28 protein-coding genes and 1 other annotated feature (1 of these 29 only partly in view) are annotated in these 23,346 nt (G+C 45.1%); of the genes, 10 read left to right on the forward strand and 18 right to left on the reverse strand.

Annotated elements, in window-relative coordinates:
- Nucleotides 1–34 precede the first annotated feature (34 nt).
- Entirely contained in the window at nt 35–484 is a 450-nt protein-coding gene (locus tag KCTCHS21_RS22140; protein WP_130613502.1) for a hypothetical protein, read from the reverse strand.
- Between the two features lie 249 nt (nt 485–733).
- Here KCTCHS21_RS22140 and mqnE point away from each other — a divergent pair, with 249 nt between their 5' ends.
- Nucleotides 734–1,837, forward strand: a complete 1,104-nt coding sequence (gene mqnE, locus KCTCHS21_RS22145) for an aminofutalosine synthase MqnE (protein ID WP_130613504.1) — start codon at nt 734–736, stop codon at nt 1,835–1,837.
- Between the two features lie 77 nt (nt 1,838–1,914).
- Entirely contained in the window at nt 1,915–2,973 is a 1,059-nt protein-coding gene (locus KCTCHS21_RS22150; protein WP_130613506.1) for an NAD(P)/FAD-dependent oxidoreductase, read from the forward strand.
- Here the strand turns inward: KCTCHS21_RS22150 and KCTCHS21_RS22155 are convergent.
- Nucleotides 2,970–3,236: a YuzB family protein gene (locus tag KCTCHS21_RS22155; protein ID WP_130616650.1), complete on the reverse strand. Its 267-nt coding sequence runs from the start codon at nt 3,234–3,236 to the stop codon at nt 2,970–2,972. The two genes, KCTCHS21_RS22150 and KCTCHS21_RS22155, sit on opposite strands and share 4 nt — an antisense overlap.
- Before the next feature lie 96 nt (nt 3,237–3,332).
- Between KCTCHS21_RS22155 and KCTCHS21_RS22160 the strand changes: the two genes are divergently transcribed.
- Nucleotides 3,333–3,578, forward strand: a complete 246-nt coding sequence (locus KCTCHS21_RS22160; protein ID WP_115994096.1) for a NifU family protein — start codon at nt 3,333–3,335, stop codon at nt 3,576–3,578.
- A gap of 55 nt (nt 3,579–3,633) precedes the next feature.
- Here the strand turns inward: KCTCHS21_RS22160 and KCTCHS21_RS22165 are convergent, their stop codons facing one another.
- The 4 genes from KCTCHS21_RS22165 to KCTCHS21_RS22180 all read right to left on the reverse strand — a co-directional run bounded on the left by KCTCHS21_RS22165 (nt 3,634) and on the right by KCTCHS21_RS22180 (nt 6,748).
- A complete protein-coding gene (locus KCTCHS21_RS22165) occupies nt 3,634–4,410 on the reverse strand; it encodes an SDR family oxidoreductase (RefSeq protein ID WP_130613508.1) in 777 nt (258 codons plus the stop codon).
- A 27-nt stretch (nt 4,411–4,437) separates the two neighbouring features.
- Nucleotides 4,438–5,133 (reverse strand): Cthe_2314 family HEPN domain-containing protein, encoded by a 696-nt coding sequence (locus KCTCHS21_RS22170; RefSeq protein WP_232058264.1) that lies wholly within the window; start codon nt 5,131–5,133, stop codon nt 4,438–4,440.
- Between the two features lie 134 nt (nt 5,134–5,267).
- Nucleotides 5,268–6,266 (reverse strand): COX15/CtaA family protein, encoded by a 999-nt coding sequence (locus KCTCHS21_RS22175; protein ID WP_232057920.1) that lies wholly within the window; start codon nt 6,264–6,266, stop codon nt 5,268–5,270.
- 134 nt (nt 6,267–6,400) lie between these two features.
- Nucleotides 6,401–6,748 (reverse strand): thioredoxin family protein, encoded by a 348-nt coding sequence (locus KCTCHS21_RS22180; protein ID WP_130616652.1) that lies wholly within the window; start codon nt 6,746–6,748, stop codon nt 6,401–6,403.
- Nucleotides 6,749–6,889: 141 nt separating this feature from the next.
- On the opposite strand from KCTCHS21_RS22180, the gene KCTCHS21_RS22185 reads away from it, so the two are divergent.
- Complete coding sequence (locus KCTCHS21_RS22185; RefSeq protein WP_157994101.1) at nt 6,890–8,179, forward strand: DUF2515 family protein; 1,290 nt, start codon at nt 6,890–6,892, stop codon at nt 8,177–8,179.
- Here the strand turns inward: KCTCHS21_RS22185 and KCTCHS21_RS22190 are convergent.
- The 7 genes from KCTCHS21_RS22190 to KCTCHS21_RS22220 all read right to left on the reverse strand — a co-directional run bounded on the left by KCTCHS21_RS22190 (nt 8,110) and on the right by KCTCHS21_RS22220 (nt 15,752).
- Nucleotides 8,110–9,738 (reverse strand): putative polysaccharide biosynthesis protein, encoded by a 1,629-nt coding sequence (locus KCTCHS21_RS22190; RefSeq protein WP_130613514.1) that lies wholly within the window; start codon nt 9,736–9,738, stop codon nt 8,110–8,112. The two genes, KCTCHS21_RS22185 and KCTCHS21_RS22190, sit on opposite strands and share 70 nt — an antisense overlap.
- Before the next feature lie 26 nt (nt 9,739–9,764).
- Nucleotides 9,765–10,487 carry a ThuA domain-containing protein gene (locus tag KCTCHS21_RS22195; protein ID WP_130613516.1) on the reverse strand — a complete coding sequence of 241 codons (723 nt, stop codon included), beginning with the start codon at nt 10,485–10,487 and terminating at the stop codon, nt 9,765–9,767.
- Nucleotides 10,488–10,507: 20 nt separating this feature from the next.
- On the reverse strand, nt 10,508–10,990 hold the full coding sequence (locus KCTCHS21_RS22200) for a DUF456 domain-containing protein (protein ID WP_130613518.1): 483 nt from the start codon (nt 10,988–10,990) through the stop codon (nt 10,508–10,510).
- Between the two features lie 6 nt (nt 10,991–10,996).
- On the reverse strand, nt 10,997–11,740 hold the full coding sequence (locus tag KCTCHS21_RS22205) for a Cof-type HAD-IIB family hydrolase (protein ID WP_130613520.1): 744 nt from the start codon (nt 11,738–11,740) through the stop codon (nt 10,997–10,999).
- A 384-nt stretch (nt 11,741–12,124) separates the two neighbouring features.
- Nucleotides 12,125–14,164 (reverse strand): peptidoglycan D,D-transpeptidase FtsI family protein, encoded by a 2,040-nt coding sequence (locus KCTCHS21_RS22210; RefSeq protein ID WP_130613522.1) that lies wholly within the window; start codon nt 14,162–14,164, stop codon nt 12,125–12,127.
- Nucleotides 14,161–15,288: a transglutaminase domain-containing protein gene (locus KCTCHS21_RS22215; protein ID WP_130613524.1), complete on the reverse strand. Its 1,128-nt coding sequence runs from the start codon at nt 15,286–15,288 to the stop codon at nt 14,161–14,163. The genes KCTCHS21_RS22210 and KCTCHS21_RS22215 overlap by 4 nt, the downstream gene beginning before the upstream one ends.
- A 26-nt stretch (nt 15,289–15,314) precedes the next feature.
- The gene (locus tag KCTCHS21_RS22220) at nt 15,315–15,752 is read right to left on the reverse strand and encodes a hypothetical protein (RefSeq protein ID WP_130613526.1); all 438 of its coding nucleotides are present in this window, start codon (nt 15,750–15,752) and stop codon (nt 15,315–15,317) included.
- Between the two features lie 175 nt (nt 15,753–15,927).
- On the opposite strand from KCTCHS21_RS22220, the gene KCTCHS21_RS22225 reads away from it, so the two are divergent.
- From KCTCHS21_RS22225 to KCTCHS21_RS22235, 3 genes are all read left to right on the forward strand, one after another.
- Nucleotides 15,928–17,133, forward strand: coding sequence for an MFS transporter (locus KCTCHS21_RS22225; protein ID WP_130613528.1), 1,206 nt, complete (start codon nt 15,928–15,930; stop codon nt 17,131–17,133).
- Between the two features lie 162 nt (nt 17,134–17,295).
- A complete protein-coding gene (locus tag KCTCHS21_RS22230) occupies nt 17,296–17,388 on the forward strand; it encodes a YjcZ family sporulation protein (RefSeq protein WP_130613530.1) in 93 nt (30 codons plus the stop codon).
- A 130-nt stretch (nt 17,389–17,518) separates the two neighbouring features.
- Nucleotides 17,519–17,872, forward strand: coding sequence for a toprim domain-containing protein (locus tag KCTCHS21_RS22235; protein WP_130613532.1), 354 nt, complete (start codon nt 17,519–17,521; stop codon nt 17,870–17,872).
- A gap of 49 nt (nt 17,873–17,921) precedes the next feature.
- On the opposite strand, the gene KCTCHS21_RS22240 is transcribed toward KCTCHS21_RS22235, so the two are convergent.
- Both KCTCHS21_RS22240 and cyoE read right to left on the reverse strand, forming a co-directional pair.
- A complete protein-coding gene (locus KCTCHS21_RS22240; RefSeq protein ID WP_130613534.1) occupies nt 17,922–18,656 on the reverse strand; it encodes an SCO family protein in 735 nt (244 codons plus the stop codon).
- 9 nt (nt 18,657–18,665) lie between these two features.
- Nucleotides 18,666–19,523, reverse strand: a complete 858-nt coding sequence (gene cyoE / locus KCTCHS21_RS22245) for a heme o synthase (RefSeq protein WP_130613536.1) — start codon at nt 19,521–19,523, stop codon at nt 18,666–18,668.
- Between the two features lie 298 nt (nt 19,524–19,821).
- Between cyoE and gerQ the strand changes: the two genes are divergently transcribed.
- Nucleotides 19,822–20,298, forward strand: coding sequence for a spore coat protein GerQ (gene gerQ, locus KCTCHS21_RS22250; protein WP_232057921.1), 477 nt, complete (start codon nt 19,822–19,824; stop codon nt 20,296–20,298).
- Here the strand turns inward: gerQ and KCTCHS21_RS22255 are convergent.
- Nucleotides 20,288–20,581, reverse strand: a complete 294-nt coding sequence (locus KCTCHS21_RS22255; protein WP_130613538.1) for a hypothetical protein — start codon at nt 20,579–20,581, stop codon at nt 20,288–20,290. The two genes, gerQ and KCTCHS21_RS22255, sit on opposite strands and share 11 nt — an antisense overlap.
- Nucleotides 20,582–20,643: 62 nt before the next feature.
- Here KCTCHS21_RS22255 and KCTCHS21_RS22260 point away from each other — a divergent pair, with 62 nt between their 5' ends.
- Nucleotides 20,644–21,627, forward strand: a complete 984-nt coding sequence (locus tag KCTCHS21_RS22260) for a metal-dependent hydrolase (RefSeq protein WP_130613540.1) — start codon at nt 20,644–20,646, stop codon at nt 21,625–21,627.
- A gap of 113 nt (nt 21,628–21,740) precedes the next feature.
- On the opposite strand, the gene KCTCHS21_RS22265 is transcribed toward KCTCHS21_RS22260, so the two are convergent.
- Nucleotides 21,741–21,944: an alpha/beta-type small acid-soluble spore protein gene (locus tag KCTCHS21_RS22265; protein ID WP_130613542.1), complete on the reverse strand. Its 204-nt coding sequence runs from the start codon at nt 21,942–21,944 to the stop codon at nt 21,741–21,743.
- Nucleotides 21,945–22,078: 134 nt separating this feature from the next.
- Between KCTCHS21_RS22265 and KCTCHS21_RS30960 the strand changes: the two genes are divergently transcribed.
- Nucleotides 22,079–22,252 carry a DUF5325 family protein gene (locus KCTCHS21_RS30960; protein WP_157994102.1) on the forward strand — a complete coding sequence of 58 codons (174 nt, stop codon included), beginning with the start codon at nt 22,079–22,081 and terminating at the stop codon, nt 22,250–22,252.
- Here the strand turns inward: KCTCHS21_RS30960 and trpS are convergent, their stop codons facing one another.
- Nucleotides 22,253–23,251 (reverse strand): tryptophan--tRNA ligase, encoded by a 999-nt coding sequence (gene trpS / locus KCTCHS21_RS22270; protein ID WP_130613544.1) that lies wholly within the window; start codon nt 23,249–23,251, stop codon nt 22,253–22,255.
- Nucleotides 23,252–23,299: 48 nt separating this feature from the next.
- Nucleotides 23,300–23,346: a binding site (T-box leader), on the reverse strand; it runs 207 nt beyond the window's last position.

Raw genomic sequence — 23,346 nt, forward strand, 5'->3', positions numbered from 1 at the left:
AGCTGATCTCCTCTTAGTATACCTTAAGAGAGCCTCATGCCTCAAGAGATGTATCGCCATTCATTTGCTGCGCTATCGCTTTTAGCTCTATGCGACAGCGAAACTGTCCCTTCTCATTCTGAAGAAAGTCAGCTAAGCGACGAAATACATGCGCCAGCTCCGGACCTGACGAGTCAGTATCCAGCATGTAGCGGAACTGATCAGCAGATAATCCACGTATACGCCCACGCTCAACTTCACGAGTTTCCGTCTCCTGAATTCTCTTCCATTCCTTAGACGGCTCAAATTTATCCGAACGTCGCACAATTTGCTCATATATTCGATGCTTTTTGAGCCACATATAATATTGAATAGGATTGGACAAATTCCATGCTTGGCTTAAATCTTTAATCGTATAGGCCGCCCGGTACTGCTGTAACGTCTGAATCTTCTCTGCATCATCTAGCTTTTCGAGTTCACTAAGTGGTAAAATTTCTGGCTTCATTGAAATACACCGCCTTATTATTTTTTTATTACTAACATAACCATAAAATGTTTATTATTCAAGTTCATTCCCTATTTTGCCAGCGTTTATACGTTTTCTATTTCCAGTTGCCGCAGATCACGATGAGGTTTATAATATTTACAGTTGTTCACCCAGGGTTCTGTACGCAAACATGGTAAGTTATTTTTTTCACAAACTTAGTTTTATCTTTCATACTTATTATTTTTCAGGTTATAGGAGGCGCATGTCATGACACTCGTTACGACGCACCCCGATCGCCAGATGGCGGAAATCGCCGACAAAGTCAGAAACGGCGAACGGCTATCTTTAGAGGATGGCGTTTTTCTCTATCGCTCAGATGATTTATTGACGATCGGACAATTAGCGAACGAAGTTAATTTACGGAAAAATGGCAAGAAGGTTTACTTTATCGAAAATATGAGCCTTTATTTCACTAATATTTGCGAAGCTCATTGTGCATTCTGCAACTTCCGCAAGGATGAAGGACAGGAAGGCTCTTATACATTATCACCGCAGGAAATGATTGAATACGTGGATAAGCATATACATCCAGGTGTTCGTGAGTTTCACATTGTCGGTGGACACAATACTAGTGTCCCTTTCGAGTATTACGTGGAATCTATTCGAGCTCTAAAGCAGCAGTATCCCGATGTTACTATTAAGGCTTATACTGCAGCTGAGATCGATTTCTTTTCCCGTATTTCAGGCTTAACCTATAAGGAAGTTCTTGAAACATTAATCAGCGCTGGTCTAGAAACACTAACAGGCGGCGGAGCTGAGATTTTATCAGACCAATACCGTAAAAAAATGCGGGTGGACAAGGCCAACATTGCGCAATACCTAGATGTTCATCGTACCGCTCACCAGCTCGGGTTAAAAACGCATACTACGATGCTATATGGCTCGATTGAATCTCTTGAGGAACGTGTACAGCATATGCTCCATATTCGGGATTTGCAGGATGAGACGAATGGCTTCCAAGTATTCATTCCCCTATCCATGCAGCCGATTAGCCCTAAAGCGAGCATACGTCGCCGTAATTCTGCATATGACGACCTAAAGGCCATCGCAATTAGCCGTCTAATGCTTGATAATATTCAACATATTAAAGCTTATTTCATTAACATTGGCACACAGTTAACACAAGTGGCGCTTACAATGGGTGCATCCGACGCACATGGAACAATCGTTCGCGAGAAGATCAGTCATGCAGCAGGAGCTTTAACACCAGCAGGTATTACGCGTGAGGATTTGGTCTGGTTAATCAAAGGCGCTGGACGTATTCCTGTTGAACGCGACACCTTCTACAATGAAATAAAAATATACGAGTAACATGAGTTCCCCGGCTTTATTGACGGGGGCTCTTCTGTGTCATACTAATACAATCCTACATCAAAGGAGATCTTTGCATGAGTAAGGTCGTGGTACTAGGTGGAGGCTACGGTGGGCTAACCGTTATCCAAGAGCTACTGGAGCATGTACCGAAGGATGTCCAACTATTTCTTGTTGATCGCATGCCTTATCAGGGGTTAAAGACGGAATACTATGCTTTAGCAGCAGGAACGGTATCCGATTTGGAAATCCGTGTTAATTATCCAAGCCATCCGCAACTAACTTTGGTTTATGGCGATGTAACTGATCTGGATCTTGAGCTCAAGATTGTTAATATCACGAATCAAGAGCCTCTTTCTTATGATTCTTTAGTTATCGCCCTTGGCTGCACAGACAGCTACCATGGCATTACCGGTGCTTCAGAGTATTCCTGTAGCATTCAGTCCTTAGCAGCAACTCGAAATACCTATCAGCAAATAAATAATATTCGCCCATATGGCCAACTAACCATTGTTGGCGGAGGCTTGAGTGGCGTAGAAATTGCCGCCGAGCTACGAGAAAGCCGTTCCGACATTAACATTCGAATATTGGATCGCGGCAATAGTGTGATGTCATCCTTTCCGGTCAAATTGCAGGAGTATGTTGCATCATGGTTCCGCCATCACGATGTGGAAATGCGTTCCCACATTGGCATTACTTCCTTGGAGAAGGGGGTCATTCATAATGGAGACGAGCCCATCTTCACGAATGCAACCGTATGGACCGCCGGAATACAGCCTGTGAAGCTTGTTCAGAGCATGACTGAGCCCAAAGACCATCAAGGCAGGTTAATCGTCAACGAGTTGCACGAGCTTCCTGGAGCCCCACAAGTGTATGTCATTGGTGACTGCTCAAGTCAGCCGTTCTCCCCAAGCGCACAGCTTGCAGGCGCGCAAGGAAAGCAGGTTGCAGAGGTTATTCGAGCTCGCTGGGAAAATAAAGAACCGAAGCTGTCCCGTATCAAGCTTAAGGGTGTGCTCGGTTCATTAGGTAAAAAGGCAGGCTTCGGTTTAATGGGAGCTACTCCACTTCTTGGCCGTATTCCTCGTATGCTCAAAAGCGGAGTGCTCTGGAAAAGCAAGCGCCACTTCGGTTAAAGATCGTCGAGCAGCTTATCAAGAGCTGCATGATCAAGCTCCTGCTGCGATATCGTGGTAAGAATGAGATCGTAAAGCTGGTCTGCTGCTTCCGCTACTACGCTTTCTCCATTAACCAAAGCATACGGAGACAGGTAACATTCTCCACAATTGCCTAAGCAGCCATATTCGATCACTTCGATATGAGGTAGCTTTTCTAGCTTCTCTAACACTAGATCCGTTCCATGATGCATATTACTTGCACAAAATTCAACGATATGCATTTGTTCCATTCCTTTCCTAAATCGTATGCCTGGCAAGCATCTGTTTGAAAATCTAACTTTTTGTACTATAATAGAACTTGAAAGGAGTGGATGAATATGAGTACAAATGCTCCAAGCACACAGTATGATGAAGTCATCGACGTTCTCGATAAATTACGTCCGTTCTTGCAACGCGACGGAGGAGATGTCGAGTTGGTTGACATTGAGGACGGTATCGTTAAATTGCGCCTAATGGGTGCATGCGGTAGCTGCCCGAGCTCCACTATTACGCTTAAAGCAGGTATTGAGCGTGCATTACTGGAAGAAGTTGAAGGCATTCAAGAAGTTGTTCAAGTGTTCTGATTTTCCTTCTTATCCAGAAGTGGAGAAGGTCCTGTCCTAGTGGCAGGGCCTTTTGTCATCTTTTTAGATGCGTTCTAATGGGATCCAAGCCGCCAGATACATCTATTGTGTTGCCTGTAATAAAATCCGACTCCGGTAAACATAGAAAAGCAATCATTCTCGCGACATCCTCACCTGTTCCAGGACGACCTCGAGGGGACTCATCATCAATTATACCTGCAACGTCCACTATGCTTTTTTCTTTGTTTCCACCACGGATATCTCCCGGACAGATCATGTTTACAGTTATCCCGTTCGAAGCTTCCTCTACTGCCAGTGTCTTCGTAAAAGATACAAGCCCAACCTTAGCGGCTGCATAAACTGCCCGGTGAGGCCATGACCTCGCCTCCGATGCATGACCAAATCCAAAATGTATGATTCTCCCCCACTGACGACTTCTCATTCCTGGAAGCACCCGGTGATTCATCAGCATCGTCCCAACAAGATTGCCGTTCATCAGGTAATGGATATCCTCAGTATCATAATCCGCGAACAGTCGACGCTCTCGGATGAAAGGTCCCGCATTGTTAATAAGAATATCCACGCCTCCCAGCTGGCTCTCTACCTCAGATACAAGCCGTATCGCATCATCCGCTTTCGCAATATCTCCTTGAATGGCACAAGACTTACGCCCTAAGGCTTCAATGTCCTCCACGAGTTGCTCAGCCTCTTCTCTGCTGCTTACGTAGTTTATCGCTACGTCACATCCCGAAGCAGCCAGCTCCAGCGCTGTGCGCCTCCCCAAGCCCTTTGCACTTCCAGTTATTAATGCTGTTCTGCCTAATAGCTTCACGCGGTTTCCCCTCCGTCGCTTAATTTTCTACCGTTGCAGCTGCTTGCATGCATAGCGGAAGGATAGGTTTAATGTTCCATGAACCATTTCCCAGCAGCGATCCAGGTCTGACATATTAACCGATAAATTTTCAAGCGTTCTAGGTGATCCATCGTTGGCGATGCTTTGATTGAGATCGTCCTTCAGCTCTGCGTTCATCTGATGGATTTCCAAGTTCCTGCGATTTCGGAGTCTAGAAAATACGTTCTGGTGGCGTTCCTTAAGCTCATTAAGAGGCTTCATTAGCTCAACGTGCAGCTTGTTTTCCCTCATATTCCGCAACACAGTGAAATAGGAAAACCGAGCTTTAATTCGTTCGGTTTGAAGATTTAACAATTGATTAAGCAGCGTTCCAAGCTTATCAAGAAGCGCAAATGCGCGAATATAAGCATTCTTATCGTAATAAACATGCCGATTATAGCTAAGCAGCTCCTCGGATGTTAGCTCTTCAATCAAATTATGATGAACTTGATCCGCATAGCGCTTAGCTGCGTAACAGCTTTGCTCTAGCTCATCCATTGAACGAAGCAGTCCCTTCGCCCAAATCGAAAAAGTATGGTGCCCAGAGGATTGTTCAGCTGAACGATCCGCGATTTTAGAGGAAAGCAATGAAAATCGTTCAATGGCCTGTACCGTCTCAAGCGACAATCCCGTCCACTCTCTTGGCTGTTCTCCAAATAACATTCGCAGCAAAGCTCTTCCTCCTAGCATAGTCATACGATTACGACACCATTTCTTCATTGTAACGTAAAAGAGACGGCTCGCTCAACCAACAAAGGCTAAGCTCTACCGTCTCCCCACTATACCCATTCTTGCTCTTAGTTACTTGCCTTAGATAATTGACGCGCTCGAACCGCGAACAGAATCAACATACTAAAGAGCGCTGAGATAATAACCGTATGCAATAACCCTGTAAAAATATAAACATCTTCATTGCTCAGAGTAGCCGAAAGTAGCCCTCCGCTAAGGATTTGCATGCAAACTAATATTATAGCTTTATTCCCAATCGAAACGAGCTCTGATTGTTTGCCGACGGATTTACGGACGTAAATAACGAGAATGGCTACCAGCACGAGTAGTAATAACGCTGCAATTCTATGGGCGAAAGCTACAGTAGTTGAGCCACTTAGCTCAGGTATGACATCGCCATTACATAATGGCCAGCCTTCACAGGCTCCGCCAGAGCTTGTGTGCCGAATATAAGCCCCTAAGTAAACAACACCATAACAGTACACAATGACAGCAACGATGCTTCGGAATACCGCCTTAGGAATTGTAGTGACAGGAAGAGATTTCGGTTGCTTTGCAGCAGCGTGATTGTTCGGTAATGTCTGTCGTTTAACGGTCAAATATAACAGCCATGTGCTTGTAAAAGCGAATAAGGAAATTCCGAAATGAAGGGCAAGTACAAGTGAAGACTGCTCCCACACTACTGCCATCGCACCAAGAATAGCTTGCATAACAGTGAATAATAGAGCACCACCTGCATAAAGCTTGTTTTCCTTATGACGAGCAGGCTTCCAGAACCAAGTTACAAGAAAGGTCGCACCGACCAGCAAACCAACTAAGCCGCTAATCATCCGATGAGTATATTCAACCATTGATTCAACCGTATATGCAGGTACGAAACGACCGTTGCATAATGGCCAGTCTGAGCCGCAGCCTCGTCCGGAATCAGTGTTCGTTACAAGAACACCTGCGATTAGCACTAAAAACATGCCGATACAAGAAAGTAATGTCAATAAACGGTATCTTTGTGAAGTCATGCCCATCCCCGATTTCTTTGTGAAAGTAGGCGCATAGTAGCCAATTCCCATTATACCGAACCCCATGTAGCATTGCCATGTTCAAAATGTGTCGGTTTTTTATAAGCAATTAAACAACCGTCAGTTCATTCTGACGGTTGTTTGAGAAAGCTAACATTATGTTTGAAAAGCTATCCCAGCAATTACTACTTGCTAGTTAATGCACTTGAAACTTCAACTGCACGATCAAGAAACTGCTCAATTTCTTCACGTGTTTTGCGCAGCTTATTTACGAATCTAACAAGCTCTTGACCTTGACGGAACGCGATAAAGCTTGGGATGCCCAGAATATTAAGCTCGCTACATAGATCTGGCATGTCGTCCCGATCAATCTCCACCAGCGTCAAGCGATCAGCATAGGCAGCCTCAACGTCAGCTATAAATGGCTCGATATAATGGCAGTCCTTACACCATGTTGTTTTGAAGATAACTACTGTCAGACGGTCTTCCCCTACGTATTCACGAAATGCGGCTTCACTCTTTATTTTTTCCACTGTGATCCCTACCTTCATTGTCTGCTCTTACTGTATCATTTTCAGATGAATAATAAAATAATACTTAACGCACGATATTCGACAAATGACTTTTTACCCATTCCGAATTCATGAAATCCCCTCGAAGGAGCATACATAGTCTTGAATGATGTCCCGCGAACAGAAAATAGATTGATCAAGCTATTGCAAGCATCGGGTTACTTGGTGTCTGGAGTTGTAGAAAAAGCTAGCGGCCTGTGGAATTCCTACCTGCTCACCCGCCGCCATTTGCCGTTGCCCCTTGATCAAGAGCTGACGCAGCATTATTCAAGCCTATTAGTCGCTCCACTCCACAACGATGACGGCAGACTTAGTAGTATCAGCGACACAGAGCTGTGCAGCCACATTCGCAGCGAGACTGCATTATTAAACTTGAATAACCTGACTCGGACTGATGCCTACTTAACCATCTTCAAATCGTTTCCTGAGCTTCATTGGGCATTACTAGCTCACCTAGTGTCCCGAAATGGCGGCTGGAATATGACCGATTTACGCGGACAATGGCACCCACAATTACTGGATGAACAAAAGATAAGCTTGATTTTCGAACTACTAGAAGCCTGTAATTGTCTTATTTTCAGCGATGCCTACCCACAGCTTAGATTATATATCGAGAGTAAGCGGATCGGTCGTAATCTCTTTTACTTGCTCCCGCAATTCGGTGTTTCCGCCTTCATGGTTCCGTTCTGGAATACATTCTGGCAAGATGGCAATCCGATTCCGTTAACGGAGGCTCTCATCATAAACGAACAGCACTTTATTCAAGCTCGTGTTGTAGAAGATGACACATATGAGCACGAGATCTTCCATTCCTTAGCCTTTCGAAGCCAGCCTCTACTGCAATTAAATCAGATTGTATTTCCTTTATGGAGAGAACCGCGTGCTAAAAGAAATATTCCGTTACGTCTAGTCGGCAGGGTTCTGGAAAATTTTCGGGATTTGAACGAAAGAATCGAGTTCGGCAAATGCCTGTACGGAATTCTCTATGGCTATCCAAATATACTGAAAGCCGCCATCGCTTTTGCAGAGCGAATTCCCCACACGGGATCAAGAGCTGATTACTGGCCCCATCGTTTTACTCCAGCCCATGATCATAACAATAAAGCCGACGATACATCTGAGTTAACAGACAGCACCGCCGACCCTATTTCAAGTCGCTGGTTTAGCCCCAGCCTCTTGGAAGCTTGGCCGAATCGACCACTTAAGCAAGCAACTGAGAAAGATTGGTATCAGGACTTAAATGTGCTTTCTCACCTGACCTCCATTAAGCTGCCTCGAGTAATAGATATGACTCATGAGCATTTATTCGGTCAGAGCAAGCTTCAGGAAGCAGTGCTTCTTGAGCGTAGCTTCATGAAAGGTGCGAGCAACCGGCGAACAGGTCGTGGATAAGTCGCAATTTCCTCAGACGAGACAACTTTTAGATAGACAAGCAGTAACGGGTACAGCACTAGCAGTACTATTCCCATAGCCGAGCAGGATAAGAAAAACATTAATTTCTGCGGAAGGCCATCACAAATCGCTATAACCGCCCACTCAACAAAAGCAAGCGCTGCCCCAACGATTCCGGTCGTTAAAATAAATGCCGGCCATCTGTTTCCGATGACTTTGAATTGTGTTCTTTTACGAAGGCTAAGAATATTAAAGGATAATGCCCATATAAAGCAAATCGTTGTTGCCGCAATAATACCGTAAATACCAAAGTACGGAGCCAATGCGAAGCTAAGAACAATTTTAATAAGCACGCCCGTTATAGCATGCATCGTCGCCTTCTTAGGCTCACCAATTCCAAGTAGAATTGAATTGGTAACCATCATACCGATCTGGAATAAAGTCCCGAGTGTTAACATGGCAACGATCGCGCTGCCTTTAGCACTCTGAAATAAAAACCCATTCACACTATAAGCGCCTACCCCAAGGATTAGCACTACTGGCATCCCACTGTAAAGCGCTATTCTTACTGCTAATGAAGCTTGTCGACCAACGCGTTCACGATCTCCCGTCGCATGTGCCGAGGAAATAATCGGAATAATTGACTGACTAAGTGCTACGGCAAGAATTACAGGAATACCCGCTATAGACTGTGCATTCATACCTAGAACGGCCGCCCAATGATTAATAAGCTCTAAATCATAATGACCTTTAGTTAGTGATTTCACCATCAGGTTGTCCAATGTATACAGCAATTGAACAGTTACGGCGGTCATTACAATCGGAATGGATAGCTGGAATAGCTCCCGATATATAGTACGCAATTCAAGGCGCCTTGAAGAGTCCTGTCCAGCATTCGATCCATCCAGTCGATCACTCGTTTTAAGCTTTCGAGCAAAATACAGCATAACTCCAAAAGCTCCGATACTTCCAAACACACTACCTAATGACGCCCCTGAAGCTATACTCTTATCATTGGTGGAATCCATGGAATACACCGCAAATGCGATAACAACTGCAGCGAATACCCGTAGAATCTGCTCTACGATCTGTGATACTCCGCCTGCCGTCATGAATTGTCGACCTTGAAAATAACCTCTCATCATCGCTATTATCGGAAATAACAGCAGAGAGGGTGCGATAGCTCTAATAGCCGAAGAAGCGTTAGGCTCATCTAGAATCGTCTTAGCAATAAACGGAGCTAGCAGCCACAGACCAATCGTAATAACAAGACCTGCAATGGCCCCGAACAGAAGCGCAGCTCGGTAAACCTGCTGTGCTTCTGATATTCGACCAATTGCGTAACGACCTGACACCATTTTGCTGACAGCGCTCGGGATGCCCGCCGTTGCCACAATGAGTAGGAGCAAATAAATATTGTTCGCATTGGCGAAATAAATATTGCCTAAATCGCCCATTAAATAATCCAACGGCACCCGCTGGAAAATGCCTAAAGCCCGTGCGACAAGCGCGGCGGCGGCAAGGATAAGCGTACCTTTAAGTAACGTGTCTTTTTTCAAGGGGACCTGGACCTCTTTACTTATAATTAGTTAATGGTTTCTAACGGCTTGTGGTTTCCACGAACAGGACGTGCAGCACCGGAAGGAACCGCCCACTTCACGCCATTAGCAATAATCCGGCGCACAATCGGATGATAGTAGGTTGGATAGGTTTCATGACCAGGACGGAAATAAAATATTTTCCCTTGCCCACGACGGAATGTACAGCCGCTGCGGAAAACCTCTCCACCTTCAAACCAACTGATGAATACAAGCTCGTCCGGTGCAGGAATGTCAAAATGCTCTCCGTACATTTCCTCTGGCTTTAGCTCGAAGTATTCAGGAATGCCTTCAGCGATTGGATGGGCAGGATCAACAGTCCAAATACGCTCCTTCTCATTCGCTTCACGCCACTTCAAATCACAGCCTGTACCCATAAGCTTCTTGAATATTTTCGAGAAATGTCCGGAATGTAAAACAATGAGTCCCATCCCATTCATAACGCGCTCGTGCACACGATTAACGATGTAATCCTCCACCTCATCATGCGCCATATGCCCCCACCATACTAATACATCCGTATTATCCAGCACTTCCTGCGTTAAGCCATGCTCTGGCTCTGGTTGAGTTGCCGTGCGCACAGCAAAGCCTTGCTCAGCCGCTTCCAAGCCTTCTGCGATTGTAGAGTGAATGCCATCGGGATATACATTGCGAACCTCATCGTGAATCTGTTCATGCCTATATTCGTTCCATACGGTAACGCGGGTCATGTCATCACTCCTCGATTTTATTAAGCAATTAGCCATATAACAAAGATTACAATCATTACCGCCTGCAAAATAATCTTAACAACTATGCTGCTAAATAATCCAAGTAAGGAGCCCCAGCCTACTTTAAGAGCCCTACTCATAGAAGAGCCGTGTATGAGCTCGCCAAGCATTGCCCCCGCCAACGGCCCAATAATGAGCCCGAATGCCGGAATAACGAAGGGACCGATGAGAATACCAATAGTACTTCCGATAACAGATGCACGAGATCCCCCGTACTTCTTAACTCCCCACGCGTTGACCATGTAATCCGCTACGAATAATACGACGACTATAATGGTCTGGATGCTCCAAAACCAAAATCCGAAAGGCTTAAATGTAAAAAACCATCCGTATACGAAAAATGCAGCATATATAGCCAGTGCCCCAGGTAGTATCGGATAAATGGCTCCAGCCATTCCTACGACGAAAAGCGCTACGATAATGAGCCATCCTAGTATGTCCATGAGAAATCACGACCTCAGTACATAATTTTGAATGACCTGCGCAACGCCGTGCTCTTGGTTGCTGCCCGTCACGACATTCGCAGCCGCCTTTACCTCATCCTGTGCATTCCCCATAGCCACACCGAGCCCTGAGGCCCTTATAGCAGCAATATCGTTCATACTGTCACCAACCGCAACAACCTCGGACATATCGTACCCAAGCAACCGGCATACTTCCATAAGTGCTGTCGCCTTAGAAACGCCCTGTGGATTGATTTCAATATTGTATGGTGAGGAGTTACTTATTTCGAGCCCGTCCCAAGCTTGGATTTCCTTAAGAATTTCACTAAGGATATCCGTATCCTCCGTGTAATATCCGAACTTCAGCCAGTTGCGGGAGAATGTATCTCCAACCCAACGTTCCTTGTTATAGATATCTTCGGTCGTATACGCCCAAAACCATACCTCACCGTATTTTTCCGCTAAAGCATGCAGCTTCATGACCTTCTCTGAATCGAGCAGCGTCCGGCGATGAATCGCATGCGGCTTGGTCCAGATCTCTCCTCCGTTGACTGTAATCATCGGTGTATCCAAGCCTAGCTGCTCTGCAAAAGGAAGGGCGCTAACAAATCCGCGCCCCGTAGATACGCACACTGTAACGCCAGCGTCGACAGCATGCTTCACCCATTTCGCGTTTGTTTCACTAATTTCACTACGATCATTCAGTAACGTGCCATCTAAATCTAACGCCAGCAGTCGATATTTCCCCATCTGATTTGCCAATTGATTAATCCACTCCCCATTGCCCTTTGCCTTCTACAATTAACGTCATTCTATCACATTTAGACGTAGGAATTAAAATTAATGTTGGAATGAATTCTCGTTTGGGGTTAGCCAATGACTATAAATACAATTACCGTCGTCGCAAGAAAAACCAAAGTCCAGATGAATCGTTTAATCGATGGTGGCTTTGCTCTCTTCACTGGTAACCTCTCCTTCCCATCTGAGATGAAACGGCATTTTGTGTATTTAGTTTATTTTTATACTATGCAAAATTCTTTACCTTGCGCAACATTTTACTTAAATGAAAAGGGGCTAATCTAAGCCACTATAGCGGTCATTAGATTAGCCCCTAAACTATTCCATACTCTATTGCTATTGCTCAGCAACAGTTTCTTCAATATCCGTTGGTACGACTGGCTTACGAGGTGTCCCTGACAATCCAATCTTCTCATCATAGGCATCGAAGATTTTACGTGCGATTGGGGCAGCACCCCAACCTCCATAACCACCTTCGGGAATGATAACAGCAACGGCCAATTTAGGTTTAACGGCAGGTGCATAAGCAATGAACACGGCATTCTCAACCTTCGGTTGATTTCCTACAGCCTGCTGGGAGGTTCCCGTTTTACGTAAAAACGTGTAAGGAACACCCTCAAAGCCCTGCACTTTAACCTGACCCATACCTGCTTCAATCGCGTCCCAATAAGACTTAGAAAAATCGACTGTGTTTAGAACCTCGGCTTGAAACGGCTGTGTTACATTACCATCGACATCTCTAATCTCATTGACGAACTGCGGCCTCATTCTTTTGCCATGGCTGGCCAAGGTTGCCGTGTATTGTGCTAGCTGAAGCGCCGTATACCGGCCTTGCTGCCCCCACGCAGCCCGTACAAGGGCGGATTGCGAGCTTGCTTTATCAGCTTCATGAAAATAATCCACGACGCCTGCCGACTCGTTAGGCAAGAGGCTACCAGTCGTAACGCCTAGACCAAACTGTTTCATGTATCTGTCCCATACATTTACTCCTTCGGCACCTTTATATTTTATGTTCAAATTGTTACCCACCATCGCCGACATGAACGCATTAGATGACTTTGCTATAGCTTGTGTCGCGTTAATCGAGCCATTCACTGCATTACTGGCATTACGGACCTTTACCTTGTGCCCTTCTTTACCAAATTCAAAGTAGCCAATATCATTGTATCTAGTAGACGTTGTAAACAGCTTTTCGTTTAGACCAACAAGGATGGACAATGGCTTCTGTGTTGATCCCAAATATACGAGCGAGGAAGGATGATTTTTACGCTCCTTATCATCCGTGTAGGGTGGGAATACTTCTCTAATCGCGCCGTTATATTGGAAAAACTGTACAGCATCAAGATCCTTCTGGCTAATGCCCCCCTGCCAGACGCTTGGATCATAGTCCGGCATACTTGCCATAGCTACGATTTTACCAGTCTCAACCTCCATAGCTACTGCGTATCCAGTCGTTGCGTTAGCTTTTTCCTGTTTACTGGATGAGTTACGTATTTTTTTAATTTGATCCGTAATAGCTTGCTGTGCAATCAATTGAATGTCTTTATTAATCGTCAAATACAAATTCTCGCCTTTGATTGGCTTCGTTAGCTTCATCGGACCAATAATTAAGCTATCCTTATCTACCGGGTATTCCTTAACACCATTTCGGCCTCTCAGCTCGTCCTGGTACATGTACTCAAGTCCATCCACTCCGACGGCCTCGGATTCCAAATACTGCATCGTTCTATCTGGCTGGTCTTTATTAATTTCCTTATATTTAGGTATGCTCGTTGCACCGCTCAATTTCTTCATATACCCGACCAATTGCACCGCTACCTGGTCTGGACTATATTGGCGAATACTCTCCTCGATAACATCAATGCCCTTAAATTGCTCTCTATTTTCCGAGAAATAAGCGATTTCTTCTTTGGTTAAGCCCGATTTAATTCGACGTGGCTGGTAAGGATAGTGCACCCTCCCCGTAAAATCCATATCATCATAGACATCTTCTGCCGTAATCGGCTTTGCTTTCTTATCGCCTAACCTGTCAAATACCTCAACAAGGCTCCTTGCCAAAGCTTGACCTGCTTCCTTCTTCGTCTTCGTATCCAATGTATAATATAACGATTGCGTAGAAATCGAGTAAGCAATAGCCCTTCCTTCTGAATCATAGATGTTTCCACGAATAGGTGGTACTGCAACCGGTCTTGTACCAATCTCATGCTCTCTTTCCCTTAAGGAAGGACCTTCGACGAACTGCAAATAAGCTAATCTGACGATTAACATCGAAAAAACAAAAAACGTAAAAAAGAAAAAAACATTGAGACGGAAGCTAAAATGCCTGCGATTTCTAAGCTCTCGCTTCTGCTCTTCTTCTGTAAGGTTACTGCTCACCCGGTAATTCCTCCTTGCCGTATATGTGTATCGGTAAAATCGGACGTATCAAACCAGTTGCCCGACTTTGCCCAAGTAGAGTCCAAAGGTAACCATCGCTGCTGTTCTGTTAGATAAACCTCATTCCAAGCGTGAGGGCCATACCCTCCGCGACCATCATAGCCTAGCCCTGTTACAACCCGAACATCTAAATTGACAGCTCTAGCCATTGCTGCATAGAGCCTAGCATAATCAATACATACTCCCTTACGGGTAGTAAAAGTATGTTCCGGGTTCTGTTCCCACCAATCGCCTTGCTCTTCATAGGCTTTCACTTTCTCGTTGTCGTAAGTCACTCTGCTTCCTACCCAATCATATAAAGCACGCGCCTTATCCTCATCTCCATCTTTACCTTTAGTAACCGAAATTGCAGCTTGCACAATATCATCTGGCAGATCGGCATCGATGACATCGTAGCGTTTCTGCCATAGCTGATCCAGCTCACTGGACATCGCTTGTGCAAAAACAGGTAGCTGTTTCTCTAACATATTTCCCGCAGCCGGACGTATAACTTGGGAGGCAACCTCCCGATACAAGGTGGATTGTTGAATATAATCTGTCATAGGACCTTGCGGAAATAAGGCGCAATATGCGAATAGCAGTGATGTAAACAACAAAGCTCTACCTGTGCCAAGGGCTGTTCCGATTAAGCCCCCTACCGAACGGCTCACCGATCCCCCTGTTGGCACAATGGAGAAGGGAAACGAGATGACAGAGGCCAAGACACGGGTAAACAGCGCTGTAGCAAGTCGAATGATTGTGTGAAACACAAGAAATAAAGCAGCAAATCGAAACAATGGTAAGTCACGAAGTCCTGATAATGCCGTGTATCCAAACTGCTTGAACAACGAGGTGTTAGGCTCTGGACGAACTAAGCTACGCTCTAATAGCCAAGTCTGCAGATGCGGAGAGACCGCCCATGCTGCCATTGCTGACAGCACAACTGCAAGAATAGCTACTACTGCACCCACTAGGAAAAACAAGAGCTGCCTGACCGAGCCAGAAGCCCCTCGCCTTACTCCTTGAATTAAGGAGAAGACGACGACAATTACTAGCAGCCATGTTACCAGATTAGCATCTAACATTGTTCACCCATCGCCGTTCATTCGTATTACTTAGTAGCCGAAGCTCTTGCTTTGACCACAAAATCGCGAACAGCGCCTTCCATTTTCCAAGTTCCCAAAGATACACCTTTAAGCTTCACGGTCACTTCACCAGAATTAGGTATGCCATTAAGCTCTAAATTAGTTGTTGTTATAGAATAGCTACCGTCCTTGTTATTGACATAGGTAGCCTTACTTGCTTCACCAGCCATCGCTTTAATCGCTTGATCCTTGGCCTCGCTCGTTACCTTGCTACCGATCTTCTCGATATCATCTATGCTGTATCCTCCGTATGTAACAATCCCAATGATAATAGCAGCTATCAATATCCATTTAATCACGGTTTTAACTAATTTCATAATGACAAATATAGCCACAATAGCTGCAACTACAATAAGCCAATTGTCCTTCAAAAATTGAACCCACAAATCCGTATCCAAATTCATATAATCTCCCCCATAAAAAAGCAATTTTTCGATATCCATAATGCACCTATTATACCGTAATGCCGTAGTCCACGTAAACGACCGTCATATCCGCGGTCCAAGCTACGTAAAAGTAGGATAAGCCGCTCTTGCGGACAAGGGGTACTAACATCCCCATAAAAGGAGGTAACGGCTATTGAAAACCGCCGTATGGCTTTATTTATTTTTGTTTGTCGCTTTTTTTGATTTGCATGCCCAATACCCGATGCTAACCCCTTTCGCCGTTTCTATGGGCGCTGCACCCTCTTTCATTGGCTTGGTCATGGGGATGTACTCTTTGACGCATCTGCCCGGAAACTTGATAGCCGGCTTCGCGGTTGACCGCTTCGGCAGCCGATTGTTTATTGCTGCAAGTCTAACCGGTGCAGGAATTTTATTGCTATTCCAATCCCGTGTAACTGATCCGTGGCAGCTCCTGTATATCCGCTCAATTAGTGGATTCGTCTTGGCCTTCCTGTCGCCGGCTTGTATGTCTCTGCTAGCCAGACTTGCAAGGGATCACATTCACCAAGGAAAGCTTATGGCTGGCAATGGACTTGTGCACACGATAGCATCCGTCGTTTCTCCAGCAGCAGGCGCCTATCTGGCAGCAACGGTCGGTTTTGCCCACTCATTTGCCATTCTGGGATGGGTTCTACTGTTTACAGGTATAGCTTCCTTATGGTTTGTGAAGGAGCCTTCTAGAACTGCGGAAGAAATTGCTGCTGTTGCTAAGAAGACCAAGCCTGTCAATCCCTCACCCGCGATTGCAGTGGAAGGCAGTGGATCTTCTAGCTCTCGATTTCCATGGTCTATTTTCGCATTACCGGTGGGACTCTCGTGCGCTCAAGGTATTTTGTCATTTGAATTACCACTTCGCGGCTCAGGCAGCCAGACTATTATGACTACGGGTATTTTATTTTCTATCGTGAGTCTGGGTGCGCTTGTTACATTAGGAATGCTATTCCTCAATCGTTATTTACCCTACTCTCGTACAATTGTAGGCGTTCTGCTGCTCGCTATTTGTTACTATGGCTTAGCCTCGAACTGGCCAATCCCTCTTCTCTTGCTGCTCTTCATCATTGGTATGGCGAAAGGGGTAATCTTCCCGGCTATGACCTCTTTCCTGCTTCAGTTAAGCGGGGCATCTCGTTACGGTAGAACCTTTTCGTTCCTGTCGATATCTCTATCGATAGGCTCATTCCTAGGTCCTGTGGCCGCTGGAGCAGTCAGAGATCATTTCTCGCCCTATTTTCTTTCTTTTCTTGCCCTAATGATTGCATTAGCTCTGCTGTTTCCACGCTCTTCATTCCAAGAGAACTGGAACCCGAGTGCAACAACTCCGCCAGTATCGGGGCATTAGAGCTCGATGACGTTGTGCTATGACTCATTCCTTCCCATTGTTCTAGGCACTTGCACATGTCAAGACCTAGATAAAGGCATATCATACCCTATAGCCTAAGGCCCATTAGCCTAAATTCCAGTAAATGGCCAATCCTAGAGCTACTAAAGTGGGGTGACGCACATGTCCCAAATTGCCGGAGGCGGTTATGGAACGACAACTACCATTACGATTGTTCTGTTTATTCTTTTAGTTATCGTGCTGCGCGCCTGTTAAGCCTATTCTCGTTGCGCGCTTAGACGGGCCGCTCTGCTCGCGGCCCCTTTAATGTTATCCGGCTCTGTTGCGTGGTACACTATCATTAGTTAAACTCAACACTACGCCGTTCCAGCACCGGAGGATAATTATGAATATTGCCATCATCGTCGAAGGAAAGAACGACAAAAGTCGGCTCTCCCGCGTCCTTTCTTCCGAAATCCCAATTTACTGTACCTTTGGCACTCTGAGTACAAACCGCATTGAGACATTACGGAAAGAAATCGGTAACCGTCATGTTTATTTGTTCACGGACCCTGACTCATCCGGTCGTCGAATACGAGGGGTGCTTCGTGATGTGTTTCCAGATGCTGATCATATCTATACGCGGAGGGGCTATAGTGGGGTTGAAGGTACTCCGGAGGAATATCTTATACAGCAATTAGAGAAGGCAGGGCTTCAAGAATATATTCTGTATGAAAAACCGCTCGATCCTCCTACTTGAAATAGGAAAACGAGCGGTATTATGTCTAACTATTTTATTATAAGTCCTGCTACAGAAGGCTCTTAATCATCTTGGCCATATCGCTTGGTGTTTTAGTTCCCTCGATATAGTCATTGGCATTAATCAAATCACGAATTTGACCCTTTTTATCAAGCAACACAATTAAATTCATATGAAAATAGTTACCATCCGGATCTTTCCCAACTAAGATGCCATATTTCTTGGCTAAAGCTGCTATCTCTTCCTCAACGTCCCCACGCAGAAACTTCCACCCGCTTGGATCCGTATCGAACATTTTCGCATATTTCTTAAGGACATCCGTTGTATCGTGCATTGGGTCGATTGTAACAGACAGGAACTCCACTTTATTGCCGAACACGCCATCTTCCTTTAGCTCGTCCTGAACTTTAGACATCAAAGCAGTCGTAGGTGGACATACGTCTGGACAATTTGCGAAGAAGAAATAAAGCAGCCGAGCCTTGCCATCCGTATTGCTCAGAGTAACCGTATTCCCATCCGTATCCGGATAAGAAAATTCCGCCCCCTGATCAAGCACTGGCAGCTCCTCCGATTTATTCTGCTGAGCCAGAATGAAATAACCCATGACGATACACATACAAAGGACAATTAAAGAGAATCCATACCGCTTCACCCAAGACTGCTGCTTGGACTGATTTTTCGAATCATTAGAATAAGGCATTTCAACGGTTGACTCATCGTGAGCCTCCGTTGTGGAAGGCTGAGCTTGTTCAATATTAGATTGATTATTAGATTTATCATCCATTGTAAAATTTTACACTCCGTTCGTATCCAAGATCATCGTTAGAAACATAATCATCAAATAATTAATCGAAATCATAAAGTCGGCTTTTGCCCACTTCTCATCGTTCTTAGTACCCAATCCAGTAATGGCATGGACCAACCAAATAAGAGCTATCCCGACAGACAGGATGAGAAAATAAATCCCTACATAGTCGTAGGTGTACATCAGAATAGAAGCAGGAATAAGCAACAAAATGTACGGGAGCATCTGCCATTTGGTACGGGTTACACCTTTGACGACCGGTAATAAGGGGTAGCCTGCAGCTCTATACTCTTCCTTACGTCTTATAGCAAGAGACCAGAAATGAGCAGGCTGCCACAAGAATAGCAAGGCGAATAAAATCCATGCACCTGTATCGATTTCATTCGTAACTGCGCAGTATCCAATAACAGGCGGCATCGCGCCGGACACTCCGCCTATCGATGTGCTCCAGGTTGAGCTGCGCTTAAGCCACATTGTATAAATAACTACGTAGACGAACATCCCTAGGAGGCCTAACCAACCTGAAAGGGGATTTACTAGGGCGAAAAGGACAATTAATCCCACAATACCGAGCACTACAGCATAACCAAGTACAAATTTCGGAGTCATTCTGTTTTGCGGAAGGGCTCTGTTTTTCGTGCGCTCCATTTTCAAATCATGTTCGCGATCCAAATAGTTATTGAAAACACAAGCGGAAGCCATGGTCAGCGCAGAACCAAGAAGCATCCATATTAAGGGCCATATCGCGAGGTCCCATTTGGAAGCGACCCAGTAACCACCGAATGCCGCAATTAGATTCATACGAATAATTCCCGGCTTGGTTAGAGCCACAAGATCTTTAAACACGGTGTTCCTCCTTTATGCATCACAAAGCTGCATAACCTGACGTTTGTTCAATGATACCTTATATCTTCAATCATTGACAATGTTCGCTCATCCGTGTTCATTAAATCGCCACTGCCTGTGAACATGGTGCGAACTGCCGTATAAATCCAGCCGCTTACAGTCACATAATTCGGGCACCCGAAATACACTGTATTGCGACAGTAGCCTAAGGCAAAATCATAAGTCATAGGCGCTTGATAATTCCAACTCCCGAAGATTGTCCGAATGTTTATTAATTTAATTTCAAGGAGGATTTACAATGTACAACAAAATGCCATGGCCGGTTTATCCGCAAAATCAAGCACCTACTTCTATGATGCCTATGGGAATGCCCGCTTCTAACATGATGTCTACTGGGACACCTGGTGCTACTATTATGCCCAATATGGCGATGATGCAAGGTATGTCGCCCCCGCCAGTCACCAATGGGGTACCTATCCTGCAAAACGGCATGACATTGCCAGCACCACCGACTCAAGAAGAATCCTATGTGGAAAACATTCTTCGTATGAACCTCGGTAAAGTAGCGACACTGTATATGACCTATGAAAATAACTCCGAGTGGAACGCCAAAATCTTCAAAGGCGTGCTGGAAGCTGCCGGTCGGGATCATATTATTATTAGTGATCCTGTTACGGGCAAACGCTACTTACTCCTTACTCTGAATCTGGATTATATCACATTCGATGAGCCCATTAATTATAATCTTCCATTCGGCTCTAATCCTAATCGTTGATCGCTACAGGACGGAAAATCCAAATACGCAAGCCTTCATCGTTTCCTTTAACCCATTGTATCATTTCATTCCAAGAACGCCCCTCGCGGCGTTCTTTCTCTAATTTAGCGGCTTCTTCTATTGTTGCTGTCGATTGAAGCTCTACATAAATTCCGGGCTGCTCCGTGTTTTCCAGAAGCTTAATTCCTAGCCAAAGCTCAGGATGCGACTGAACCCATTCGTGATAAGCTTCGCGGTGCATTTCCGGAATAAAGTATTCACAGAAAAGGATCAATTTTATCATTACTCCCTTCATATTTCTGCGTTAATACGTCCATACTGAAGCAACAAGGAGGTTGATTTCACATGGATACCGGCACGCATTTTGTGTACGGCTTGGGATTAGGTGGATTGGCAATGGTTGATCCCGTCATCTCTTCCCACGTTTATGGTCCCATTGCCATACTCATCGGCACGGTCGTAGGCTCTAACGCACCAGATTTAGATGGCTTACTTAGATTTAAGAGCAATGCCGATTATATCAAAAATCATCGGGGATTGTCCCATTCCTTCCCAGCCATTCTAGGCTGGACTGCATTGATTACTACGGTCATTTCACTAAGCTTTCGCGATATCCCCTGGTGGCACATTGGCTTCTGGGTATTGTTAGCCGTAGTTGTTCATGTGACAGCAGATTTATTTAACTCTTACGGAACGCAAGCTTTTCGCCCAGTCAGCAGGCAATGGGTTGCTTGGAACATCATCCATATCTTTGACCCTTTTATATTTTTCTCCCATCTCCTTGCCATACTGCTCTGGGTTTCGGGTATTGCTACTCCACAGGTTATTTTCCCGGTTCTCTATATTTTGCTAGCCGTATATTATAGCTGGAGAACGTTGGTTCACCGACGGCTAGCCAAAAAAATACCGATGCAAGATAAAGAAGGCAGCAACGGGGATCGTTACTCTTTACTCCCTACTATCTCCTTGTATCGCTGGAATCTGGTGAGGATTTCGCAGGATTGTACCTATAGCATCGGTGAGTGGGATAACGGCAAGCTAAGATGGGTTGATGTTCTTAAATGCGATGAGCATCCCGCCATTGAGGCTTCGAAGAAGAGTGCTGATGTACAAGCTTTCTTAAGCGTTACTCCTTTTCCCTGCGGTCATGTCAAAACCCAAACATGGGGTTATGAGGTACAATGGGTTGATATTCGTTACCGTTACCGCAAACAATATCCGTTCGTTGCTGTTGTGTTGACGGATCTAAATTATGCCCCTCTGCAATCTTATGTAGGATGGCTGAGCGACGAACGCTTGGAGAAAAGATTAAAAATGAATACGTACTAACTGACAAGCGGGATGCCTGATTTACGGGCTTCCCGCTTGACGTTTATAGACTATAAGCGCACAATATGAAAAGCCCGAGGCAAGCCCCGGGCTTTCGGTGCAGGACAATGTCCTTAGCGACCGGATAGTTGTTGCTCAGCGATTTGGACCAGTTTCTTGGTGATATATCCACCGAGGGAACCTGCATCTCGGGAAGTTACGTTACCGTAATATCCGTCCGCTGGAATTTGAACACCTAAGGATTGAGCTGCTTCGACCTTCAAACTTTGCAATGCTGCTCTTGCTTGTGGTACAACTAGCTGGTTGTTTGATGCCATGATTTAAAATCTCCCTTCGACTAGATGATTGGTTTGCAAGCTTGCCAACTTAGTATGCTAGAAACGAAGGAAAATATGCTTGCTTTTAATGATTTTTCAGAATGCTTTTATAAGCCTTACGAGGAGGTGAATTTATGAGCAAATCTCTATCGCTTTTTTTCGCAGTTGCTTCAGTCATTCTCCTACTCGCGACTGCTTTCTCCATTAGCAATAACGGCTGGTTAACCCTATTATTTAGCGTTCTCACCCTTGCCATGATTGCTTTCGGGTTCATCACGAAAGCAAGGCTAAGAAAAAAAAATCAGTAGTTATTTACGAACTTGCGGCAAAAATCCCATCGCTTCCTTAGCTTTAATAAGGGTTGATTGCGCCACAGCGTTAGCACGTTCTGCTCCATCACGCAATATTTGTTGAATTTCACCAGATGATCGAATTTCAGAATATTTTTTTTGCAGCGGCTCTAAAGCTTGGACAACAACCTCAGCTAAGTCCTTCTTAAATGCGCCGTATCCTTGACCATCATAAGCGGCTTGCACCTGCTCAATCGTCTGACCGGAGCATTGTGCGAAGATCGTCATTAGATTGCTAACCTCAGGCTTATTCTGAACGTCAAATATAATTTCCCGGCCCAAGTCCGTTTTGGCTCGGGAGATTTTTTTGCGTATATCTTCAGGGCTATCCAGCAGAGCAATATAGCTTCCAACATTCGGACTGCTTTTGCTCATTTTTTTGGTACCGTCATCCAATGACATAATTCTTGCTCCGACCTTAGGAATTAAAGGCTCCGGAACAACGAATGTATCGCCATAACGATAATTGAAACGTCCTGCCAAATCGCGGGTAAGCTCTAAATGCTGCTTCTGATCATCTCCGACTGGAACAAGATTAGAATTGTAGAGTAGAATATCTGCTGCCATTAGTGATGGATAGACAAGCAGTCCTGCTCCAATAGCATCCTTACCCTCCGACTTGTCTTTGTACTGTGTCATCCGCTCTAGCTCGCCCATATAGCTTAAAGTCGTAAGCAACCATCCAAGCTCCGCGTGAGCGGGTACATGGGATTGCATGAAGATCGCTGCTTGCGCAGGATCCAGTCCGGCGGCTATGAACAAAGCAGCTACTGATTCGCTCTGCTCACGCAGTGCTGCAGGCTCCTGAGGAACTGTAATCGCATGTAGATCAACGACCATGAAGAAGCTATCGTAATCATTTTGCAGCTCAACGAAATTTTTAATTGCCCCAATGTAATTTCCCAGTGTCAGCTTGCCGCTTGGTTGAATACCAGACAATACCCGTAATTTAGACATAAAGAATCAACCCCCAGTTTATTTTAAACACAAAAAAAGCCCTCCTCCGCAAGGGACGAGAAAGCCGTGGTACCACCCTTATTCGTATCGCGTCA

Origin of the sequence: Cohnella abietis (assembly GCF_004295585.1) — a bacterium.
GTDB lineage: Bacteria > Bacillota > Bacilli > Paenibacillales > Paenibacillaceae > Cohnella > Cohnella abietis.